This window comes from Chitinophaga sp. SVR4-12A, assembly GCF_056754765.1.
In genome coordinates, this window is the sequence record NZ_JBPGWP010000001.1 from 4992271 (window position 1) to 5008907 (window position 16637).

At 50.7% G+C, this 16637-nt stretch carries 10 protein-coding genes; 7 read left to right on the forward strand and 3 right to left on the reverse strand.

All coding sequences use genetic code 11. From position 1 onward, the window contains the following. Positions 1 to 16 precede the first annotated feature (16 nt). Complete coding sequence (locus ACR9Y8_RS20350) at positions 17 to 1222, forward strand: DUF1501 domain-containing protein (protein ID WP_481215087.1); 1206 nt, start codon at positions 17 to 19, stop codon at positions 1220 to 1222. A gap of 3 nt (positions 1223 to 1225) precedes the next feature. Here the strand turns inward: ACR9Y8_RS20350 and ACR9Y8_RS20355 are convergent, their stop codons facing one another. Further along, the gene (locus ACR9Y8_RS20355) at positions 1226 to 2098 is read right to left on the reverse strand and encodes a helix-turn-helix domain-containing protein (RefSeq protein ID WP_481215088.1); all 873 of its coding nucleotides are present in this window, start codon (positions 2096 to 2098) and stop codon (positions 1226 to 1228) included. A 136-nt stretch (positions 2099 to 2234) separates the two neighbouring features. On the opposite strand from ACR9Y8_RS20355, the gene ACR9Y8_RS20360 reads away from it, so the two are divergent. The 4 genes from ACR9Y8_RS20360 (at position 2235) to ACR9Y8_RS20375 (ending at position 9561) form a co-directional block, all read left to right on the forward strand. Beyond that, entirely contained in the window at positions 2235 to 5462 is a 3228-nt protein-coding gene (locus ACR9Y8_RS20360; RefSeq protein WP_481215089.1) for a DUF1553 domain-containing protein, read from the forward strand. 6 nt (positions 5463 to 5468) lie between these two features. After that, the gene (locus ACR9Y8_RS20365) at positions 5469 to 6977 is read left to right on the forward strand and encodes a DUF1501 domain-containing protein (RefSeq protein ID WP_481215090.1); all 1509 of its coding nucleotides are present in this window, start codon (positions 5469 to 5471) and stop codon (positions 6975 to 6977) included. A gap of 149 nt (positions 6978 to 7126) precedes the next feature. Beyond that, a complete protein-coding gene (locus ACR9Y8_RS20370; RefSeq protein WP_481215091.1) occupies positions 7127 to 8236 on the forward strand; it encodes an NHL repeat-containing protein in 1110 nt (369 codons plus the stop codon). Beyond that, a complete protein-coding gene (locus tag ACR9Y8_RS20375; RefSeq protein WP_481215092.1) occupies positions 8236 to 9561 on the forward strand; it encodes a c-type cytochrome domain-containing protein in 1326 nt (441 codons plus the stop codon). The genes ACR9Y8_RS20370 and ACR9Y8_RS20375 overlap by 1 nt, the downstream gene beginning before the upstream one ends. Before the next feature lie 485 nt (positions 9562 to 10046). Here ACR9Y8_RS20375 and ACR9Y8_RS20380 read toward each other — a convergent pair whose 3' ends face one another. Next, positions 10047 to 12110, reverse strand: a complete 2064-nt coding sequence (locus tag ACR9Y8_RS20380; RefSeq protein ID WP_481215093.1) for an OPT family oligopeptide transporter — start codon at positions 12108 to 12110, stop codon at positions 10047 to 10049. A 64-nt stretch (positions 12111 to 12174) separates the two neighbouring features. Beyond that, complete coding sequence (locus ACR9Y8_RS20385; protein ID WP_481215094.1) at positions 12175 to 13878, reverse strand: peptide MFS transporter; 1704 nt, start codon at positions 13876 to 13878, stop codon at positions 12175 to 12177. Between the two features lie 179 nt (positions 13879 to 14057). Between ACR9Y8_RS20385 and purD the strand changes: the two genes are divergently transcribed. Together purD and ACR9Y8_RS20395 are read left to right on the forward strand one after the other, a co-directional pair. Further along, complete coding sequence (gene purD / locus ACR9Y8_RS20390; protein ID WP_481215095.1) at positions 14058 to 15335, forward strand: phosphoribosylamine--glycine ligase; 1278 nt, start codon at positions 14058 to 14060, stop codon at positions 15333 to 15335. A 271-nt stretch (positions 15336 to 15606) separates the two neighbouring features. Beyond that, complete coding sequence (locus ACR9Y8_RS20395) at positions 15607 to 16629, forward strand: rod shape-determining protein (protein WP_145710359.1); 1023 nt, start codon at positions 15607 to 15609, stop codon at positions 16627 to 16629. Positions 16630 to 16637: the final 8 nt, after the last annotated feature.

Sequence of the window (16637 nt, forward strand, 5' to 3'; positions counted from 1 at the left end):
ACCTAATCCGATCATTATGCTGATACTTAACAGACGCCGTTTTCTGCAGGTGGGCTCACTGGCCTCGGCCGCCGCTATGATGCCCAAATTCCTGAAAGCATTTGAAAAAGGGCAGCTGGTGCCGCCGGGCAATAAAGTACTGGTGGTGATACAGCTCTCCGGCGGTAATGACGGATTGAATACTGTCATCCCTTACCGTAACGATATTTACTATAAAATGCGCCCCGCCTTAGGCATTAAACGTGAGGCCGCGCTGTCGCTCACCGATGAAATGGGCCTGCATCCTTCGTTCACCGGCCTGAAAGGATTGTATGACGATGGGGCCATGGGAATACTGAACAACGTAGGATATCCTAATCCTGACAGGAGCCATTTCCGGTCTATGGACATCTGGCATTCTGCCAGTAATTCCCAGGATTACTGGAGCACGGGCTGGATAGGGCGTTATCTTGACGCGCAATGCAAAGGATGTGATAAACCTACGCAGGCGCTCGAAATAGATGATACCCTGAGCCTGGCAATGAAAGGAGAAGCCGCCAAAGGCCTGGCATTTGTAGATCCCAACCGCCTGTATAATACCAGCAATGAAGCCTATTTCAGGGACCTGATGCGCACACATGCGCCAGCGCATGAAGAGCATCATAACGTGGATTACCTGTATAAAACCATGGCGGAAACTATTTCTTCGGCTTCCTATATACAGCAGCAATTCAAAACTTACCGCTCTGGGGAAAGCTATCCCAATTCTGCCCTGGGCAAGAATATGAAGGTGATCGCTGAGCTGATCATGTCTGATATCAATACCAAGGTATACTATGTATCGCATGGCAGCTTTGATACGCATGTGGGTCAGCAGGGGCAGCAGGAAAGATTGTTCACGCAGCTGGATGAGGCCGTGTCTGCATTTGTAAAAGACCTGAAAAAGAACAACCGCTTCCAGGATGTAGTGGTTATGACCTTCTCTGAATTTGGCCGCCGCGTAGGCCAGAATGCCAGCGGTGGTACGGATCATGGTACCGCCAATAACATGTTCCTGGTCAGCGGCGGATTGCAGCGTAAAGGACTGCTGAATGAAGGGCCTGATCTTACTAACCTGGTGGAAGGCGATCTGCAGCACAAGGTGGATTTCAAAAGTGTGTACGCTACGCTGCTGAACAAATGGTTGTCTGCAGATGATAAAGATATTTTGAAGCAGCAATATGCTTACCTGGATTTTATCTGACGGTTACAACAAACGGTGATTCTTTTTGTATTCGCCCGGAGTTTGCCCTGTCTTCTCTTTGAATGTCCTGGTGAAATACGACAGGCTCTCAAAGCCTGTTTCTGCAGCTATCTCCGCCAGCGAATGGTTGGTATTCTCCAGCAGGAACTGCACCCGCTCTACCCGCTTCAACTGGATGTAGGAGAGCGGGCGTTCTCCTGTATGCTCCCTGAATAATCTTGAAAAATAATCCGTGTTCTGGTTGGCGCGCTGCGCCAGCAGGGCTACGGTAATAGGCTTGTGCAGGTTGGTCTGGATATAATTAATGGCGTCTGAGATCTTTGAATGAATAACAGATTCAGGCGACTCGAAACAATCTGGCGTTAAAAAGCGGGACAGCATCTGCAGCAGTAGGCCCTGGGTCTCTACATAGGCAGAGAGCTGCATGTAATTATTCAATTCACGAAAGCTTTGCAGCACAGGATATTTTTCATACACCTTCGGGTCTTCCGAGCGTTTTAGGCCCCTGTTGGGGTTCAGCTCCAGGATCCGTTTAAAGTGCTCCAGGTCTGCAGCAATGGCTGGTACCTTCAGGATCCGTCTGTTGCTGGCGAAGAGGGAAGTGCCATCCGGCGCCTCTTCTATAAAAGAGATGTAGTACTGGCTCAGGTACTCGCCGCAGTAGTAATTACAGGTGGTAAAGCTGGGCACCATGTACAGGTAGCCTTTCTCCAGCGCGAAGGAGCTGCGGGGATTATACAGCACACCGCTACCGTCATCTATCAGGTAAATGCGGTAAAAAGTGCTGGTCACATTCTTGTAGTTCCAGCTCGCTCCCAGTTGCACATAGTCGACATTCAGGAGTGAAAAAGTACCTTTTAAAACCGTCCTGTTCATATCGGTAAGGTAAGCTGGCAGACGCTCCTGACTGAAATTAAGTATAAAAGTCGGATTTGTGCAAAAAACTGTTGTGTTTGTATAAGTATTTCCTGCGGGAGGGCGGTACTTTTAAGTAAATAAATTATCAGCCGGGATGTATCTTCCACGTTGTTCAATACTCCTTGCAGTAATATGCTGCTGCCTGTACGCCTGTTCGCCAGACCTGCCTGAAGATGTAGCTGCCGCCTATCAAGCCCTGCCGGAAAAGCTGGATTATAATAAGGATGTGAAGCCGGTGCTTTCAGACAAATGCTTTGCCTGCCATGGTCCTGATAAAGGCAAGCAGAAAGCCGGTCTGCGGCTGGACCTCCCTGCATCCGCTTTCGGCGAGCTGCCGGAGAACCCGGGTAAGGTGGCCATTGACCCAGGTAACCTGCAGGGCAGTGAGCTCTTTCACCGCATATTATCCAACGATCCTGAATATAAAATGCCTTCGCCTGAATCGCACCTGCAACTGAGCGCAAAGGAAAAAGCAGTGCTGATAAAATGGATGAAGAATGGCGCCACCTATCAACCGCACTGGGCCTTTGTAAAGCCGGAAGCGCATGATGTACCTGCAGTAGAAAAGAACGCAGTAGCACATAACGAGATAGACCATTTTATTATAAAAAGACTGGAGCAGGAGGGAATGAAAGCTTCGCCGGAAGCGGATAAGGAGCTGTTGTTAAGAAGGCTTTCGCTGGATCTTACAGGCCTGCCGCCCACCCTGCAGGAGATCGATGCTTTCCTGAAGGATACATCCTTCAATGCGTATGAGAAGCAGGTAGACCGTTTATTAAGCTCTCCGCACTACGGTGAGAAGATGGCGGTAGACTGGCTGGATGTGGCCCGCTATGCAGACTCGCATGGGTATACGGTAGACCGTTTGCGGGATATGTCGCCTTACCGCGATTGGGTGATCAACGCCTTTAACAACAATTTTCCTTACGATAAATTCATTCACTGGCAGCTGGCGGGCGACCTGATGCCCCATCCCAGCAAGGAGATGCTGATCGCTACCGCTTTTAACCGCAACCACCCGCAGAATATGGAAGGCGGTATTATCGAGGATGAGTTCAAGGCAGAATATGTAGTAGACAGGACCAACACCTTTGGAGAGGCCTTCCTGGCCATTTCTGTAGGTTGCGCCAAATGCCACGATCATAAATTCGATCCTGTTTCACAAAAGAGTTACTACGAATTATTCAGTTTCTTCAACAACGTTAAAGAAGCCGGGCAGATCTCCTGGGATGATGCATTGCCCACACCTACATTGATGCTGCCTGATAAAGAGAAGGAAGCGCTGCTGCAATACATGCAGCGTTGTGTGGGTCAGCAGGAGCAAAAGCTGGCGGCAGAGAAAAAGCAGGCGGATGCCACCGGCTTTAAGAAATGGCTGCAGAGCGGCGCCTATAAAAAGCTGGCCCATGAACAAATACCAGCGGCCGGTTTACAGGCTTATTATACGCTGGATAATGCCGCGTTTAAGAATAGTATGCATGCACAAGGCAGCGGCAGCATGAAGCGGGAAACCGGTCAGCCGGGTGATGCGCCTGTGTTTACTGATGGCCACCAGGGCAAGGCATTGGTCTTGAACGGCGATACCTGGCTGGACCTGGGCCGTACGGGTATCTTCCGCCGTTCCGATCCTTTCAGTGTAGGCATCTGGGTGAATATACCGAAGGAATTGAAAGAAGGCGTGATCTTTCACAAAAGCCAGGCAGAACGTTTGTATAACTTCAGGGGATATCACCTGTACCTGAAGGATGACCACCTCGAAGTAAATATGGCCCATACGGCGCCATCCAACGCTATTACAAGGATCTCCAGGGCGCCGGCGGCTAAAGACCGCTGGATCCAATTGACACTTACTTATGATGGCTCATCGAAAGCTGCCGGGCTGCAGCTGTATATGGACGGACAGCCCGTGCCGATGGAAACCACGATGGACCAGCTGACAAAAGACATCCTGTTTATAAACGGACCGCAGCCAGGCCTGCAGATAGGCGGATGGTGGAGAGGCCTGGGCTTTAAAAATGGTAAAGCAGATGATGTGCTGGTATATAACCGGGTGCTTACGCCTTATGAGATAAAGATCATTGCCGGTAAAGCCAAATGGCCGGATATAACGGATCAATCGCCGGATCATATCTCAGACGCTGGTTTGCAGGCATTGGAAGATTATTATGTTGCTGCTGTTGATCCGGCTACACTAAAAGCACAGGCCGCACTACAGCAGCTGCGCACCACATTGGCCGATTCAACAGAGCAGGTGCCTGAGCTGATGGTAATGCAGGAAATGCCCAAACCACGCAAAACACATATCCTCCTGAGAGGGAACTATGATGCATTGGGAGAGGAAGTATTTCCAAACACACCGGAAGCCATCCTGCCTTTCCCGAAAAAATTGCCCAGGAACCGTTACGGGCTGGCCCAATGGCTCACCGATAAAGATAACCCGCTTACCGCCAGAGTAGTAGTGAACCGCATCTGGCAGAACTTTTTCGGCACCGGCCTGGTAAAAACTTCCGGCGATTTCGGTAACCAGGGAGAAATGCCCAGTCACCCGGAACTGCTGGATTGGCTGGCCATACACTTTCGCGACGCAGGCTGGAATATCAGGCAACTGAACAAAATGATCGTGATGTCTGCCACCTACAGGCAGGACTCCCGCGCAAGTGCAGTGGCCAGGGAGAAAGACCCGGAGAACCGGCTCTTGTCCCATGGCCCTGCCTATCGTATGACGGCAGAAATGATCCGCGATAATGCACTCATGGCAAGCGGGCTGATGGACCTGCAGATAGGGGGTAAAAGCGTGAAACCTTATCAGCCGGAAGGCTTATGGGAGATCAACAATACAACCTATACACGCGATACCGGGAAAGCAGTATACCGCAGAAGCCTATACGTGGTGATCAAAAGATCAGTGCCTAATCCTACGCTGGCCACCTTCGATGCAGGATCGCGCAGCTATTGCGTAGTGAGAAGGCAACAGACCAATACACCGCTGCAGGCCCTCGTAACATTGAACGATCCTACATTCATCGAAGCCTCGAGAGTATTGGGCGAACAGATCACAAGAGCAGGTAACGGATCACAGGGTATCATTGATGTCTATCGTAAACTAACCGGTCGTACGCCTGCTGCACAGGAAGTAACACTGCTAACGAAGTTGCGCGATGCTGAGCAAACAAAGTTCAGCGCACATCCTGCAAAAGCCAAAGGCTGGCTGCATACCGGGCAATATGTTGCAGATAAAAAACTGGATGCCGCATTACTGGCTGCCAATGCGGTGGTAGCAAATACCATACTGAACTCAGATGCGGCCCTTACCAAAAGATAAAAGCTTATGTCACACCATCACGACGATGTATTCAAACTGCACTCACCTGATTTTGATCAGCTGAATAAAAAGCTGGACAGGCGCAGCTTCCTGACAAAGACCTCACTGGGCCTTGGCGCGCTGGCTGTTGGCTCACTCCTGGGTCGACAGTTGTTTGGCAGCACGCCAAAAGCAGTGAGTAGCGCCGCAGGCCTGGAAGCAGATATCCTGAAAGCATTACCGCATTTTGCACCAAGAGCAAAAAGAGTGGTGTACCTGTTTATGAGCGGAGGTCCCTCGCAGCTGGAAACATTCGATTATAAACCTAAGCTGGCCAGCCTGCTGGGACAAGACCTGCCGCCTTCCATACGCAACGGGCAGCGGCTAACGGGCATGAGCGCTAACCAGAGCATACTGCCGGTGGCCCCTTCTATCTATAAGTTCAATCAGCATGGACAAAACAATACCTGGGTAAGTGAGCTGCTGCCACACACCGCAGCCGTGGTAGATGAATTGTGTATTGTAAAGTCCCTCTATTCAGAAGCCATCAACCATGATCCTGCCATTACATTTTTCCAGACGGGCAATCAATTGCCCGGCAGGCCTTCCATTGGCTCCTGGATCAGTTATGGACTGGGTTCAGATAATAATAACCTGCCCACTTTTATTGTACTGGTATCGAAGAACGGGCAGAAAGACCAACCGCTGTACGCACGTTTATGGGGGAATGGATTTCTGCCTTCCAAACACCAGGGCGTACAGTTCAGGGCAGGAAAAGATCCGGTGCTGTTCCTCAATGATCCGGAAGGATACGATGGTGCAGACCGGAAAGAAATGCTGGAATATCTCAGCAAGCTGAACCAGCTGCAGAACAGCGCTTACGGCGATCCGGAAGTGGATGCACGCATCGCGCAATATGAAATGGCTTACCGCATGCAAACTTCCGTACCTGAAGTAATGGATGTATCAGACGAGCCGGCGGATATATTCGAGATGTACGGTACTGATAGCCGCGATCCCGGCACCTATGCCGCCAACTGTATCCTGGCCCGCAAGCTGCTGGAAAAGGACGTGAAATTTGTGCAGCTCTATCACCAGGGATGGGACCAGCATGGTAACCTGCCCAGCGCCATTGCGCAGCAATGTAAAGCCACAGATCAGGCCACTGCCGCCCTTATTAAAGACCTGAAGAGAAGAGGGTTGCTGGAAGATACGCTGGTAGTATGGGGAGGGGAATTTGGACGTACGGTGTACTCGCAGGGAAAGCTCTCTGCTACTGACTATGGGCGTGATCATCATCCCCGCTGCTTTACCATGTGGATGGCCGGGGCAGGGGTGAAAGCCGGTTTCAGCTATGGTGAGACAGACGATTTCAGTTATAATATTGTAAAAGATCCGGTACACGTGCATGATTTTCAGGCTACCTTGTTGTATCTTATGGGCATAGATCACGAAAGACTGACGTATAAATTCCAGGGCCGGCGCTTCCGCCTCACAGATGTGGAAGGCAAAGTGGTGAAGGATATCCTGGCTTAATAATTATTAAAGTTGTCAGTTATCAGTTGTCAGTTGTCAGTTGTCAGTGATTACCGCGAGTATTAATTGATTTAACAACTAACAACTAACAACTAACAACTGACAACTGACAACTGACAACTGATAACTGTCAACTAAATTTAAATTCCATGCAATCCAACAGAAGAGATTTTATCAGGAACGCAGCCATGGCCTCTGCAATTGCCGTAGCAAAACCGGTAGCCGGATTTTCTATCCTCCATAAAGACCTGCAGCCGGATGAGGTGACCATCGGACATGGTCAGTATACATATAAAGCAGACAAGCAATGGGCAAAGATCAGTGTAAACAACACGCCCCTGCTCAACTGTCATGAAATGGTGCAGGACAGCAAAGGACGATTGATCATGCTGGGCGATAGTACCCGTAACAATATCCTCATCTTCGATAAATCAGGTAAGCTGCTGGATTACTGGGGCAATGCATTCCCCGGCGGACATGGCCTGACCCTTTCCAAGGAAGGCGGAGAAGATTTCCTGTTTATCACCGATTGCGGCTGGTACCAGGACAGAACAGGCGCCTCACAACGCCAGGCAGGGCAGGTGGTGAAAACAGACCTGACCGGACGCCTGATCTTTGCCATCGGGCATCCGCGTACTATCGGCATCTATAAGGATGATGAGTATTTCCAGCCTACGGAGACTGCCGTTGCGCCGAATGGCGATATCTATGTGGCAGATGGTTACGGCTCTGATTATATTATCCAATACAATAGTAAAGGCCAGTATATCCGCCACTTCGGCGGGCATCACAATGCCAATAAAGCGCATAACCTGGTGAATGCGCATGGGGTGGCGATTGACAATCGCGATAAGAACAACCCGGTGCTGATTTGTACTTCCAGGGAGGAGAACTGTTTTAAAGTGTTCACGCTGGATGGAAAGTTCATTAAGCAGATAGATATGCCCGGCATGTATGTATGCCGTGCTGTGATGGATGATCACCAGCTGTATGCGGGTGTTTGTTGGTCTAAAGACGCTAACGGCAAACGCTTTGATAGCTCCGGTTTTGTTACCATACTGGATGGTGATAACAAGGTAATATCCAACCCGGGCGGAGCTGCGCCTGTATATAAGAACGGCGTGCTGCAGCCTACCCTGCAGGCGGCCAATCCTGTTTTCCAGCATGGCCATGACGTGTGTGTGGATGATGAGAAGAACCTGTACGTATGCCAGTGGAATGCCAATCATACTGCCCCTGTTAAATTAACTCGCGTGTAATGCTGCTGGACATATTTACGTTTGCCGGGAGGCTGCACCCACTGATCGTGCACCTGCCCATCGGGTTTCTATTGCTGGCAGTATTGTTTAATGTACTGTCTTATATTCCGCGTTATGCTTCACTGAAACCCTCCGTACCACTTATATTGCTGGCTGGTTTTGCAGCGGCTGTGATGGCCTGTATTTTTGGATACCTGTTATCGTTGGGCGGCGACTATGATGTAAAAACGTTAAGCCGTCACCGCTTTGCGGGTATTGTGCTGGCCATTGTGTCCGGTTTGTTATGGTGGCTGAGCAGGGAAAGGGTTAAGGGCTCATTTACATTTCCTGCTAAAGCCTTTACCGTATTGCTGGCCGGACTTGTAGGCCTGGTAGCTTATACGGGGCACCAGGGCGGGAACCTCACTCATGGTAATGATTATCTGACCCTGGCTACTTTAACTTATAAGGAAAGAACGAAACCTGCCAATGCAGATGTTGCGCTGATCTATGAAGATGTGGTGCAACCCATCCTGGAAAAGAAATGCAGCCAGTGCCACCGGGAGGGCAAGCTGAAAGGAAACTTATCCATGCAGGATATACAGCATCTGCTGAAAGGCGGAAAGAATGGTGCCGCCGTTGTACCTGGTAAACCGGAGGAAAGTGAGCTGTATAAACGGATCACGATGGATGCAGCAGATGAAAAGTTCATGCCAGCTGACGGGAAGCCACGGCTGACCAAAACAGAAACGGAGATCATCCGCTGGTGGATCGCCCAAGCGGCGGTTACGGGCAAACCAGTGAAGGAGATGAAGGATAATGCCGCTATACAGGCGCAGGTAGCATCCTGGCTGGGCATGGGTGAGGTTGCACCGGAGCAGGCGGCAACAGTGGCTATAGAGCAGCATATTAACCCCGCTATACCCGCTTCGCTGGACATGCAGCCGGTGGAAAGCCTGCGGAACAAGGGCCTGATGGTAAGGGTGATGTTGCAGCACCCGGTCATGCTGGATGTTACTTTGCCTGCGGGCTCAGGGAAGCGAATAGCGGATATTCAGGAAGATCTGCTGAAAGTGGCTCCGAATATTATCTGGCTGAATTTATCTGATAATGGGTTAAGGGAGGATGATCTGGGATTTTTAAAGCAGCTGCCTAACCTGGAAAAGCTGAGATTGGAAAAGAACCCGATTGGGGATGGGATTAGTGACTATATAGCCCCTTTACAGCATCTGGAGGCGGTGAATCTGAACGAAACGAAGATCAGTATGGCTTGTATTAACAGGTTAAACGGGCATCCGGGTATTAAGCGGATTTATGCCTGGCGAACGCAGGCGGAGGGAAAGTGATGGTATTTTAACAAAAAGTGGGGGGAGTAAGGATAGAGCAAGGATACTGCAAGGATAAAGCAAGGATAAGGCAGGTAAAATAGTATGCTTTTCGCCATTGAGAAATTACAGGGCTCAGGACAAACGGGTCTTCAGCCACCGTCATTGCAGGTGTGGGTCTTCAGCCACCGTCATTGGGAGGCGTGGGTCTTCAGCCACCGTCATTGCGAGGCGCATGTAGCCACCGTGGGTGGCCGGGCCGAAGCAATCTTTTAACGACAACCGGTAGTCCTGCATTAGTCGTTAAAAGATTGCTTCGTCGTTTCCACGCCCTAACCCTCAGCGGCTCCTACGCAATGACGGTGACTGAAGTCCTATTTGCTGCTCCCCGTGCTTTTCAATATGGCAGGGGTATATGGAAGGTATATGGAGGGTATGTAGAGGTATAAATGAAAAGGGCCGTCCGCCAGCTGGCGGACGGCCCTTTTCATTTTATTGTAAGTAACTTACAGCTCTATTTTATTCTGTTGCCTAGCTATCCTGTACAGCACAATGCCCATAAAGGCAAAGAAAGCCGTAGCCAGTAAGAAGTAACCTCCCTGGCCTAATGCCCCGCGAATACCCTCTTCCAGGTTCAGGGCCTCCATAATAGGCGCGGTGGCGTTAAAGCCCGAGAGCACGGCGATCAATACACCTGCAACGGCGCCGCCAGCCACCAGGCCGGTGGCGAACAGGTTGCCTTTGCCCAGCTCTTCTTCTTCGGCAGATACGTGGATATTCTTCTTTTTACGCTGGTTGTCGATCGCACCGCGGATAGCGCCACCGATGAAGATAGGCAGGGTGGTAGACAGGGGCAGGTAAGCGCCCACGGCAAAAGACAGTGATTTAATGCCGCAAAGCTCCATCGTAATGGCGATGAATACACCCGCCAGTACAAATTGCCAGTCCAGGTTGAAAGACAGGATTCCTTTTGCCAGGGTAGCCATCAGGGTACCCTGTGGAGCCGGATAATACTGGCTGCCGATAGCATGGCCGGTTACTCCGCTGTTGATCATCGCCTGGGTAGGCTGATCCAGGAACTTAACGGTCAGGCCGATTACCACGGAAGAAACGATGGCGCCTACAAAGAGGGCCAGCTGCTGGTTACGGGGCGTAGCGCCTACGATATAGCCGGATTTCAGGTCTTGCGAGGTAGCGCCTGCGTTGGCAGCAGCAATACAGATCATACCGCCTACCACCAAAGCCAGGGGCTCGTATAATTTTCCGCTCCAGCCCACTGCGATGAACAGCAGACAGGTACCCATCAGGGTAGCGATGGTCATACCGGAGATCGGGTTATTGGAGTTACCGATCAGGCCTACGATACGGCTGGACACTGTTACGAAGAAAGCGCCAAAGATCACCACCAGTAAGCCTATCAGCAGTTTTTGGCCGATAGAGTCACCAGGCAGCTGGGGAAGGAATGACATCAGTATTATCAGCGCAAGGCTGCCGAAACCCACCACACGGATGTTCAGGTCTCTTTCTGTACGGGGCACTTCTGTCTCTCCGGCACCAGCGTTGGCTTTGTCTTTAATGGAACCCAGGCTGCCTTTGAAAGAGGCCACGATGGTGGGAATGGTTTTCAGCAGGGCGATGAAACCGCCTGCTGCCACTGTACCAGCCGCGATCTGCCGGATATACGCATAATAGATAGCAGCGGAATAGTCTGCAAATGTATGCGTAGCAGGATCCCAGTTGCCCCTGCCGCCGGGTGTAGCGAGGTTGGCCAGGTAGCCCAGCTTTACCAGCTGGCTGGCAATAATATCGGCAGGCACCAGGGAGGCCAGCAGGGGAATGATACAGAACCAGGCCAGTACGCCGCCGGCTACCAGTACGCCGGAGATACGAGGCCCGATGATATAACCGATACCCATGTACTCAGGCGTGATCTCGCCGCTTACACGGGCAGAGGGGAAGTATTTGTTAGCCTGTTTGGTCATGTAGAAAGGCACTTCTGCAATCACGTGCAGCACCTTCTGCAGCAGGGCGTAAGCAAACGCAAAACCAAGGCCCCAGAAGGCTGTCTTGGCAAACTCACCACCTTTCTCACCAGCTATCAGCACATCGCCGCAGGCAGTACCTTCCGGGTAAGGAAGGGTGCCGTGCTCTTTTACGATGAGGGAGCGCCGCAAGGGGATCATCATCAGGGTACCCAATACACCACCAAAGATGGCGAGGGTTAATATGGTGAAGTAGTTAAAATAATCGGCACTGGAGGGATCAGACAGGAACAGGAAGCCCGGGAGGGTGAATACCACGCCCGCTGCAATAGACTCACCGGCAGAACCGGTGGTCTGGATAATGTTATTCTCCAGGATGGTGGTTTTGAAAAACCTGCGCCCCAGGGTAATGGCCACTACGGCGATGGGAATGGATGCTGTAACGGTCAGGCCTGCTTTCAGCGCCAGGTATACGGTAGCGGCGCCAAAGATGATACCGAAGAAGGAGCCAAGGAGGATAGCCTTGAGCGTAAGCTCCTTCATCTTGACCCCGGGAGCAACAAAGGGTTTGAAGTTAGAATCTGCCATAATTAATACTTGGTGTATGCTTTAGATAGAAGTTATTAAGTGTTATAAACGGGCTGTTGTGCAATTATCTTACACCATGCATCATCTTCTTCAGCAGGCCTGATAACAGGAACAGCAATACAGCGGCTACGCCGGGCAGTATTACAAATAACATGAAGAATTCATACAGGTTGTGGATGGTGAAGCCGGCAAATTGCGGGTAAGCGGAAGGCAGCTTCAGCTCTTTCAGTTTGTCCTGCAGCTGTGCGGTAAGCGCAACCGTGCCATTCAGGATGCCCTGGAGGTCTATACCGTTTTCGGCAGCAGTATTGAACTTTTCGCCGGTAGGGGGAAGCAGTGTGCCCAGCGTGCCTGCCAGCGCATAACCGGAGGCATTGGACAGGAAGAAAACGCCCATCAGGAGGGAGTTAAAACGTTTAGGGGCCAGTTTAGACACCAGGGACATACCGATGGGGGATACACTCAGTTCTCCAATGGTGTGGAAGAGATACAGCAGCAGGAACCAGATCACGCCTAATTTCTCATTACCCAGGTTCTTCACCTGCAGCGCGATCACAAAATAACCCAAAGCCAGCACCGCCAGGCCTATCGCCTGTTTCACAGGAGAGATAGGGTCCATTTTGTGCTGCTGTAATTTGAGCCACAGCCAGCTAAAGGGCAGGGCCAGGAAGATAAGGGTAAGGGACTGGGCATTCTGCACCAGGCTGGGAGGCATGTTCCAGCCAAGCAGGTTGCGGTCCATCTGTTGATCCGCAATAAAAGTAAGCGATGATCCTGCCTGCTCGAAACAAGCCCAGAAGAATATAACGAAAAACGATACGATATAGATAACGATAATCCGTTGTCTTTCCACGCCGGTAAGCGATTTATCGCTCAGGATCAATCCGCCGAGCGCAATACCGGTGCTGTAAATGAAGGAATACAGTACGTTCTGTCCGGCTACCACATTAAAGAACGCCATCAGCAGCAGCAGTGCAACCACGGTAGTAACAACGGCTTTTTTGGTAAAGTGCGCCTGGGCGGCCTCTCCTTCTACTACATCGTGTTTTTGTGGTTTCAGCCCTACGCCTTTGCCTTCAGGGTTGATCACATACCTGTTCTTAAGCAGGTAGAATAAGGTGGTGCCGATCAGCATGGCAATGCTGGCCGCCAGGAAACCCCATTTAAAGGCGGTTATGTCACGTATTTCCTTTCCTCCTTCTATATGCTTCACATCACCCAGGATAGGGCAGATGGTAATACCCAGCAGGGCGCCCAGGTTAATGCCCATATAGAAGATGGTAAAGGCAGAATCCAGGCGGTTATCGCCCTTGGGATACAGTTGCCCTACCATGGAGGATATGTTGGGTTTGAAAAAGCCGTTGCCGAGGATCAGTACTCCGAGAGCGGTCCACATGGTGAGACGGGCTGTTTCTACATTGGTGGCGTATAAGATAGCGCTTACAAACATCAGCAGCTGGCCGAACGACATGGTCAAACCACCTATGATAATGCAATTGCGGTTGCCCAGGTAACGGTCGGCCATAAAGCCGCCCAGCATGGCGGTAAGCCAGCCCATACCCAGGAAACCACCGTATATGATGGAAGATTCTTCCTGCGTGAAATTCAGTGCAGATACCAGGAACAGGGTGAGCAGCGCTCTGTTGCCGTAGAAAGTGAAGCGCTCCCACATTTCTGCTGAGAACAGTACAAACAACCCTTTCGGATGTCCTTTACGCGAGGTTGGAACAGGAATAACAGGCTCTTGCATTACTGCAGGTTGACTCATAGAAGGTCAGTTTTTGTTGGTATGTTTTAGTGTTTTAAAGCGTTTGCTAAGCGGCAAGATAAAGAAATTCAGGTATCTGCATAAAAAAATGGTGTGTTTGGTTATTTTTTGAGCTTTCTTTGCAAAAATTTTGCTGACAACCTTTCAGCAAGGATCATAAGGGTGTTCTTGAAAACAATATGAAGATATTACTACTTGGAAGCGGCGGCAGGGAACATGCCCTAGCCTGGAAAATATCACAGAGCCCGCTCTGCGAAAAGCTGTTCATAGCGCCGGGTAACGGCGGTACCTCTCAGTATGGAGAGAATGTGAACATTGCTGTTTCGGCCATGGAGCAGCTGAAAGGCTTTTGCCTGGAGCAGGGGATCGATATGGTGTTGCCGGGATCTGAAGAGCCGCTGGTGAAAGGTATCTACGATTATTTCAAGGCGGATCCCGCCTTACAGCATATCCCTGTAATGGGCCCATCCAAAGTAGGCGCCCAGCTGGAAGGCAGCAAGGCTTTTGCCAAGCAGTTCATGCTAAGGCATAACATACCTACGGCTGCTTACCGGGAGTTCAGCGAAGCAAATTTTGAAGAGGGCGTGGCCTACCTGCAGCAGCATCCGCTGCCGGTGGTGCTGAAGGCCGATGGCCTTGCTGCCGGAAAGGGCGTGGTAATCCTGGATTCAAGGGAAGAAGCCATTGCCGAGTTCGAACAGATGATCAAAGCCGCCAAGTTCGGGGAAGCCAGTAAGAAGGTGGTGATAGAGCAGTTCCTGACAGGTATAGAGTTATCTGTATTCGTGATCACAGACGGGCATAGCTACCAGCTGCTGCCTACTGCCAAAGACTATAAACGCATTGGAGAAGGGGATACCGGGCTGAATACCGGCGGTATGGGCGCTATCTCTCCTGTGCCTTTTGCCGATCCCGCCTTTATGAAAAAGGTGGAAGAGCAGATCATCCGCCCCACTGTGGCAGGTTTGGCTGCGGAAAAGATCGTATACCAGGGTTTCATTTTCTTTGGCTTGATCAATGTAGGAGGCGATCCCTACGTGATAGAATACAACTGCCGTATGGGCGACCCGGAAACGGAGGTAGTCATGCCGCGTTTAAAGAACGACCTGCTGGAGCTGTTCAAGGCAACAGCAGCCGGTACATTGGGCGCAGAGGCGATACAGGAAGATCCGCGTGCAGCCGCTACCGTAATGCTGGTGTCCAAAGGATACCCGGAGGATTATGAGAAAGGCAAGGCAATCAGCGGGATACCCCAGCAAAGCAGCAGCCAGCTGGTATTCCAGGCAGGCACCCGTGAGAACGGCGGACAGCTGCTGACCAATGGCGGCAGGGTATTGACCATTACATCGCTGGATGGCAGCTTGCAGGCGGCTTTGGCGCAGTCAAAGCAAACGGCCGAAAGTATTAGTTTTGAAGGTAAGTATTACAGAAAGGATATAGGTTTTGAGTTCGTATAGTAAGTACAGCAAGGTATAGCAGCGTTACAGGCCCCATATCAGCATATGACGGCGTTATACAGCAGATTGATTTTAAGCTACTCAGACAATTTTTAGACGGTTAGGGCGTTCTAGCGGACAGGCATCGAGAGTCGCCTGTGTGACGCTAACAGATACAATAAATAAGATTTTTTAATATTTAAGCGTATTATTGCTTAAACATCCAGAATTTGGATCGTATATTCGTTGGAATTATTCATTTTTGCATTCTAATTTTTGACCGTATCAAACAATGGGCTTTTTTAACTTTTTAACGCAGGAAATAGCGATAGACCTTGGCACAGCGAACACGCTGATTATACACAATGACCAGGTAGTGGTGGATGAACCTTCCATTGTAGCCATCGAGAGAGCGAGTGGCAAAATTGTGGCGGTTGGAAAAAAAGCCATGATGATGCACGAAAAAACGCATGAGTACCTGCGTACCATACGTCCCCTGAGAGACGGTGTGATAGCGGACTTTAACGCGGCAGAAGGAATGCTCCGTGAAATGATCAAGTTGGTTTATCCCAAAAAGCCATTGTTTTCGCCCAGCTGGCGCATGGTCATCTGTATCCCTTCCAGCATTACGGAAGTGGAGAAGCGTGCCGTACGCGATTCTGCTGAGCAGGCAGGCGCAAAAGAGGTATTTCTGATCCATGAGCCCATGGCTGCTGCGCTGGGTATAGGCATTGATGTAGAGGAGCCGGTAGGTAACATGATCATCGACATAGGCGGTGGTACCACTGGTATCTCCGTGATAGCGCTGGCTGGTATCGTGTGCGACCAGAGCATCCGTATAGCCGGCGATGAGTTCACGGCTGACATCATGGAGGCCCTGCGCCGTTACCACAGCCTGCTGATAGGTGAAAGAACTGCTGAACAGATCAAGATACAGATAGGCTCTGCCCTGAAAGAGCTGGACAATCCGCCGGATGATGTGCCTGTGAACGGGCGTGACCTTGTGACCGGTATTCCTAAACAGATCATGGTATCTTACCAGGAGATCGCAGAAGCATTAGACAAATCCATTTTCAAGATAGAAGAAGCCATCCTGAAGGCGCTGGAAACCACGCCCCCGGAACTGGCTGCTGATATTTACCGCAGAGGCTTATACCTCACTGGCGGTGGTGCGTTACTGCGCGGACTGGACAAACGCCTGGCCCAGAAGATAAAGCTGCCTGTACATGTGGCAGACGATCCGCTGCGCGCCGTGGTAAGAGGTACCGGCATCGCACTGAAGCATGTAGGTAAATATCCATTCCTCATGCAGTAGATTTGAAA

Bases quoted from the DNA above. Each gene is read 5' to 3' on its own strand.
- ACR9Y8_RS20350 (WP_481215087.1), top strand. From the start codon at position 17: ATGCTGATACTTAACAGACGCCGTTTTCTGCAGGTGGGCTCACTGGCC.
- ACR9Y8_RS20355 (WP_481215088.1), bottom strand. From the start codon at position 2,098: ATGAACAGGACGGTTTTAAAAGGTACTTTTTCACTCCTGAATGTCGAC.
- ACR9Y8_RS20360 (WP_481215089.1), top strand. From the start codon at position 2,235: ATGTATCTTCCACGTTGTTCAATACTCCTTGCAGTAATATGCTGCTGC.
- ACR9Y8_RS20365 (WP_481215090.1), top strand. From the start codon at position 5,469: ATGTCACACCATCACGACGATGTATTCAAACTGCACTCACCTGATTTT.
- ACR9Y8_RS20370 (WP_481215091.1), top strand. From the start codon at position 7,127: ATGCAATCCAACAGAAGAGATTTTATCAGGAACGCAGCCATGGCCTCT.
- ACR9Y8_RS20375 (WP_481215092.1), top strand. From the start codon at position 8,236: ATGCTGCTGGACATATTTACGTTTGCCGGGAGGCTGCACCCACTGATC.
- ACR9Y8_RS20380 (WP_481215093.1), bottom strand. From the start codon at position 12,110: ATGGCAGATTCTAACTTCAAACCCTTTGTTGCTCCCGGGGTCAAGATG.
- ACR9Y8_RS20385 (WP_481215094.1), bottom strand. From the start codon at position 13,878: ATGAGTCAACCTGCAGTAATGCAAGAGCCTGTTATTCCTGTTCCAACC.
- purD (WP_481215095.1), top strand. From the start codon at position 14,058: ATGAAGATATTACTACTTGGAAGCGGCGGCAGGGAACATGCCCTAGCC.
- ACR9Y8_RS20395 (WP_145710359.1), top strand. From the start codon at position 15,607: ATGGGCTTTTTTAACTTTTTAACGCAGGAAATAGCGATAGACCTTGGC.